This window comes from Flavobacterium sp. (assembly GCF_043756175.1).
Lineage (GTDB): Bacteria > Bacteroidota > Bacteroidia > Flavobacteriales > Flavobacteriaceae > Flavobacterium.
In genome coordinates this window covers 1-4,789 of the sequence record NZ_JAYURN010000074.1, presented here as the reverse complement: position 1 = coordinate 4,789, position 4,789 = coordinate 1, and the positions used below count along the sequence as shown (strand labels likewise).

The 4,789-nt window shown below is 33.2% G+C and carries 5 protein-coding genes; all 5 read right to left on the bottom strand.

Translation table 11 applies throughout. The annotated features are described in order from the left end of the window. Positions 1 to 163: 163 nt before the first annotated feature. Positions 164 to 1,825 (bottom strand): peptidase domain-containing ABC transporter, encoded by a 1,662-nt coding sequence (locus ACH2BP_RS05545; RefSeq protein ID WP_395057815.1) that lies wholly within the window; start codon positions 1,823 to 1,825, stop codon positions 164 to 166. Positions 1,826 to 1,836: 11 nt separating this feature from the next. Next, entirely contained in the window at positions 1,837 to 2,517 is a 681-nt protein-coding gene (locus ACH2BP_RS05540; RefSeq protein ID WP_395057813.1) for a TetR/AcrR family transcriptional regulator, read from the bottom strand. A gap of 121 nt (positions 2,518 to 2,638) precedes the next feature. After that, positions 2,639 to 4,156 (bottom strand): 2,3-bisphosphoglycerate-independent phosphoglycerate mutase, encoded by a 1,518-nt coding sequence (gpmI, locus tag ACH2BP_RS05535; RefSeq protein ID WP_395057812.1) that lies wholly within the window; start codon positions 4,154 to 4,156, stop codon positions 2,639 to 2,641. Positions 4,157 to 4,297: 141 nt separating this feature from the next. Continuing rightward, positions 4,298 to 4,381, bottom strand: coding sequence for a DUF5916 domain-containing protein (locus ACH2BP_RS05530; RefSeq protein ID WP_395057817.1), 84 nt, complete (start codon positions 4,379 to 4,381; stop codon positions 4,298 to 4,300). After that, the coding region (locus tag ACH2BP_RS05525; protein ID WP_395057810.1) for a DUF5916 domain-containing protein at positions 4,378 to 4,789 on the bottom strand (412 nt) is incomplete at its 5' end. The genes ACH2BP_RS05525 and ACH2BP_RS05530, both read right to left, overlap by 4 nt.

The window sequence follows — 4,789 nt, the reverse complement described above, 5'->3', positions numbered from 1 at the left end:
TTTTGTGTCCAAGGTAAGAAGAGTGCAATCAATCCAATTATCGAGACGCCCGCTATTATTCTATTCAAAATTTTATAATGTGGTCTGTTGGTCAGGTTTTTTACCGTTTCGTATCGAGCTAACGATTGCAGTTTTGTTTTGTTGTCAGATATGTTTAGCATGGCTAATTGTTTTTTAAATCAAGTTGAATATCTCCATTTTGCATAATAATTTTTCGACTGCATTTTGTTTTCCAATACGGATTTTTTGAGGAAACTATAATTGTCCATTTGTTTGCATCAGAAGTGATAAAGTCAATAATTTCATTGGCTACTTTTTCATCCATACTATCGGTTGGATCTTCGTAGAAAAGTATTTTTGGCTTGTGAATTATACTTCTTGCCAATAAAATCTTTTGCGCATTTGAAGATGATAATTGTTTTCCTTCTGGAAAAATTCTTGAATCTAAACCTTTAGGCAATGATTTAATAAACGAGCTCAGTTGAACCCCGTCAATAGCCCATTTTATATCTTCAAAAGATATTGATGTATCCTTGAAAGTGATATTTTCTAATATTGTTCCTTCAAATGGAGTTTCACCGTGAATAATACTACCTATTTGAGACCGGTATTGTTTTAAATTTATTTTTCTAAAAGTGTCATCATTAATATAGAATGAACCGGATGTGGGCTGTAATAAACCAGATAATAATCGGATCAGCGTTGTTTTTCCAGATCCGTTTTCTCCATCCAATACTATTTTTTCTCCTTGTTCAATTTTGAGACTTATTGCATTTAAAACTTCTTTTTTTGAATCAGGAAATTTGAATTTAATGTTTTCTGTTTCCAAAACGATATTCGTGTAGCAAGTGTCATTTTTAGTAATTGTATCTTCTTCTAATTCTAAATCGGTTACCTGCCCGATTTTTTCAATAGAAGTTAGAACATCATAAAAAGTTTCCAGTCCGATAATTATTTTTTCAACAGAATTAATTACCAACAAAATAATGATTTCTGCAGCAACAAACTGTCCGATGTTCATTTGCTGAGACAATACCAAAAATCCTCCTATCGATAATAAACTGGCAGTAATAATGATTTTAAAAATAATTAATTGACTGAATTGTCTTTTGATCACATCAAAATGCTTTTCACGGTAGTTGAGATAATCGGATACGATTTGATTGTTTTTTTCTAAAGCAAAATCATAATTAAGTTCATTTTTGAAACTGAAGTTATTTCGTGCCACTTCCTGTAACCAACTAGCGACTTTGTATTTGAATTTAGATTCTTTTAAGCTGGTTTCCAATCCTGATCTATAAGAAAACTTGAAAATGAAATAGAGGAGGAAAAGAAGTAAAATACCAAATATGATGAAATAAGGGTGGTACAATGACAATAATAGAATTCCAAAAACAATTTGAAGTAAGGCTGCCGAAAAATCGATTAATAACTTAGAAGTTCCTTTTTGAATGGTCATAGTGTCAAAAAACCGATTGGCTAATTCAGGGGGATAGGTATTGTACAATTGATCTGGTTTTATTTTTGGCAAGCGTGCTGCAAATTCAAAGGAGGAACGAACAAATATTTTTTGCTGTAAGTTTTCTGTAATCCGTAATTGCATTAAGGACAAAACACCTATCAGAGCGACGCCAAAAACAACCAAAATAATAAGTATAATCCAAGAAGCACTGACTCTGCCAGATTGAATAAAATTGATAATTGCCTGGATTCCCAGAGGAAGAGATAAACTGATCAACCCTGCAAAAATGGCATAAAAGAATATTTGAGAAACATCTTTTTTGTCTAATTCGAGTAAGTTGTAGAATCGTTTTAAAGGAGTCATAATTGGTGTTTTTATATGTTTTGGCGTAAAACGTTTTCAGTCAGATTAAGATAAAATTGGGTTGTACTTACGGAACTATTGCAGTCAGTAATAGTAGTTAAGTGTTCGGTCAAAAAGTGTTGATGTAAACTGCCTTCCACAATTGTAGATACCAGAGATTTAGCATAGAGATAACTTGGATTTACTTCGGTTACAATATTCACAATTCTGTTGATTACTCTTTTGTAAATCAGGAAAAAACCTTCTTTGTTTTCCTGGTCAACCTCTTTGGTGTGAAGCGTTTTTGTGAATTCCGCAATAATAATTTTGTTTAGAATAGCCTCATTAATGTGTTCGGTGCTGCTGTCATCGATTACTTTTTCAGTAACAATAGTGATTGCGTTTCTAAGTTTTTCTTTTGGGTCAGTAATATTTGTGGTGGCAAAAACAAGCTTGTATTCCATCCAACTCCAATACCAAGAGGATAAATAAACCAATAGCTTGTGTTTGTTTTCAAAATAACGGTATATGGAACTTTCATTAGAACCAATTTTTTCACCAAGCTTTTTGAACGTAAAATTGTCGAATCCAATTTCATCAATCAAAAGGATACTTTGCTCAATGATTTTTTTTCCCAAGGCAGACGTTTCGGGATCTTTAACATAGATTTTTTCGTTGACTTGTATTTTTAGATTGGATAGTATTGTATTCATAATTAATCATATTTTATGCAAATATAATAGTAATACTATCAATTATGAAATTTTAACTTTTATTTATAAAAAAAGCTACTCGCATGGAGTAGCTTTTTTATGAATATTTGAATTAATTTGCTTACAACAAAGAATGACAAGTCATAACTTCTGGTTTTTCAACTCCCATTAATTCTAAAATAGTTGGAGCGATATCGCCCAAAACACCATCGTGTATTTGTTTTAAATCTTTGTCCACTAAAATAATTGGGACTGGATTTGTAGTATGTGCTGTATTGGGACTTCCGTCAGGATTAATCATAGTCTCACAATTTCCGTGATCGGCAATTACAATAGTTGTGTAATTATGTGCTAATGCAGTCGTGATTACTCTTTCTACGCATTTATCTACAGCTTCACAAGCTTTTATTGCAGCACTCATAATTCCTGTATGTCCTACCATATCGCCGTTGGCAAAATTAAGACATACAAAATCTACTTCTTCTTTCTCCAGTTCAGGAACTAAAGCATCTGTCAATTCAAATGCGCTCATTTCTGGTTGCAAGTCGTAAGTAGCCACTTTTGGAGAGTTTTTCAATATGCGACTTTCGCCAGCAAAAGGTAATTCTCTTCCGCCAGAAAAGAAGAAAGTAACGTGAGGATATTTCTCGGTTTCGGCAATACGAATTTGTTTTTTGTACGCTTTTTCTAACACTTCACCAAGGGTTTCGGTAATGTTATCTTTATTATAAACAACTTGTACGTTTTTATATGTTTCGTCATAATTGGTAAGCGTTACATAATACAAATTCAATTTGTGCATGTTTTGCTCGTGGAAATCTTGCTGCGATAGCGCTTCGGTCAGTTCTCTTCCTCTGTCAGTTCTAAAATTGAAGAATATAACTACGTCATCATCTTCAATAGTAGCCAATGGTTTGTCATTTTCGTCCACCATTACCATAGGATGAATAAATTCATCGGTTACATTAACTTCATAACTTTCTTCTATTGAATCAACGGCGTTTGTAGTATGAGTTCCAATTCCGTTTACCAATAAATCGTAGGCTAGTTTTACTCTTTCCCAGCGTTTGTCACGATCCATAGCATAATATCGTCCAATAACCGAAGCTATTTTAACCGTTGTATTGCCAATATAATTTTGTAAATCCTGAATATAATTTTTTCCGGATTTTGGATCAACATCACGGCCGTCAGTGAAAGCGTGAACGAAAACTTTTTGCAGTCCGTATTGTTGTGTTGCATCAATCAAACCTCGCAAATGTGAAGTATGGGAGTGAACGCCACCATCAGAAACCAAACCTAAGAAATGTACTTTTTTATTGTTTACTTTTGCGTAGGTAAAAGCATCAACTAATACTTGTTCTTTCGCCAAAGTGTTATGCGCTACGGCAAGGTTTATCTTGGCTAAATCCTGGTACACAATTCGCCCAGCGCCAAGGTTCATGTGTCCTACTTCGCTATTTCCCATTTGTCCTTCTGGCAGTCCTACGTTTAAGCCATCAGTTCTCAGTTGTGCACTAGGATACTTTTGATAAAGACTATTTATAAATGGAATATTTGCATTATCGATTGCAGAAACTTTCGGATCAGGAGATTTTCCCCAACCGTCCAGAATCATAAGAATTACTTTTTTGTTCATTATAAAAGATTTTATACAAAGATAAAGTATTTCTAAAAATGTTTGAAGTATTCAAAACGACTATTATACATTCAGGAATTAACGCCGTTAAAAAACAATGATTTTGTTATAGAAAAGGTCTTTTTTTGAAATTAATGCAACTTAAAATTTATTTTTGACCTCATTATAATCAATAAAATAGCGAACGCTTATGGAAAAAACGTGTTTTAGTTGATCATTGGTCAATAAGTGGTGATTTTTTTTCCAAAATCCTTATCTATTTCTCTTTGAAAATTGGCTGCATTGTTTCTGTATAAAACAGAAATTTCACTTCCCGGGGCAAACCACCAGGAATAAGAGATGTCACCGTTCCAGGAGAAAAAACTGGAGTTCTTGTTTTGGGTGTACGTATTATAATCCGATAACCTACCGTTTTGTTGTAATGACAGAAAGTTTTTATTTTCAGCATACGACCAATAATGGCGCAAAGAAAGATTAAAAGTCATTTTGCTGTTGATAGAATATTTTCCGGAAAGAGAGTTGGAATAAGTAATAACATTTCGGTTGGCAAATATAATGGCATTAGCCGTAGATGAGCTTAAATCATCATCTATACTGTCTACGAATCCTTTATTATTGTTTTGTCTAAAAAAA

Bases quoted from the DNA above. Each gene is read 5' to 3' on its own strand.
- ACH2BP_RS05545 (WP_395057815.1), bottom strand. From the start codon at position 1,825: ATGACTCCTTTAAAACGATTCTACAACTTACTCGAATTAGACAAAAAA.
- ACH2BP_RS05540 (WP_395057813.1), bottom strand. From the start codon at position 2,517: ATGAATACAATACTATCCAATCTAAAAATACAAGTCAACGAAAAAATC.
- gpmI (WP_395057812.1), bottom strand. From the start codon at position 4,156: ATGAACAAAAAAGTAATTCTTATGATTCTGGACGGTTGGGGAAAATCT.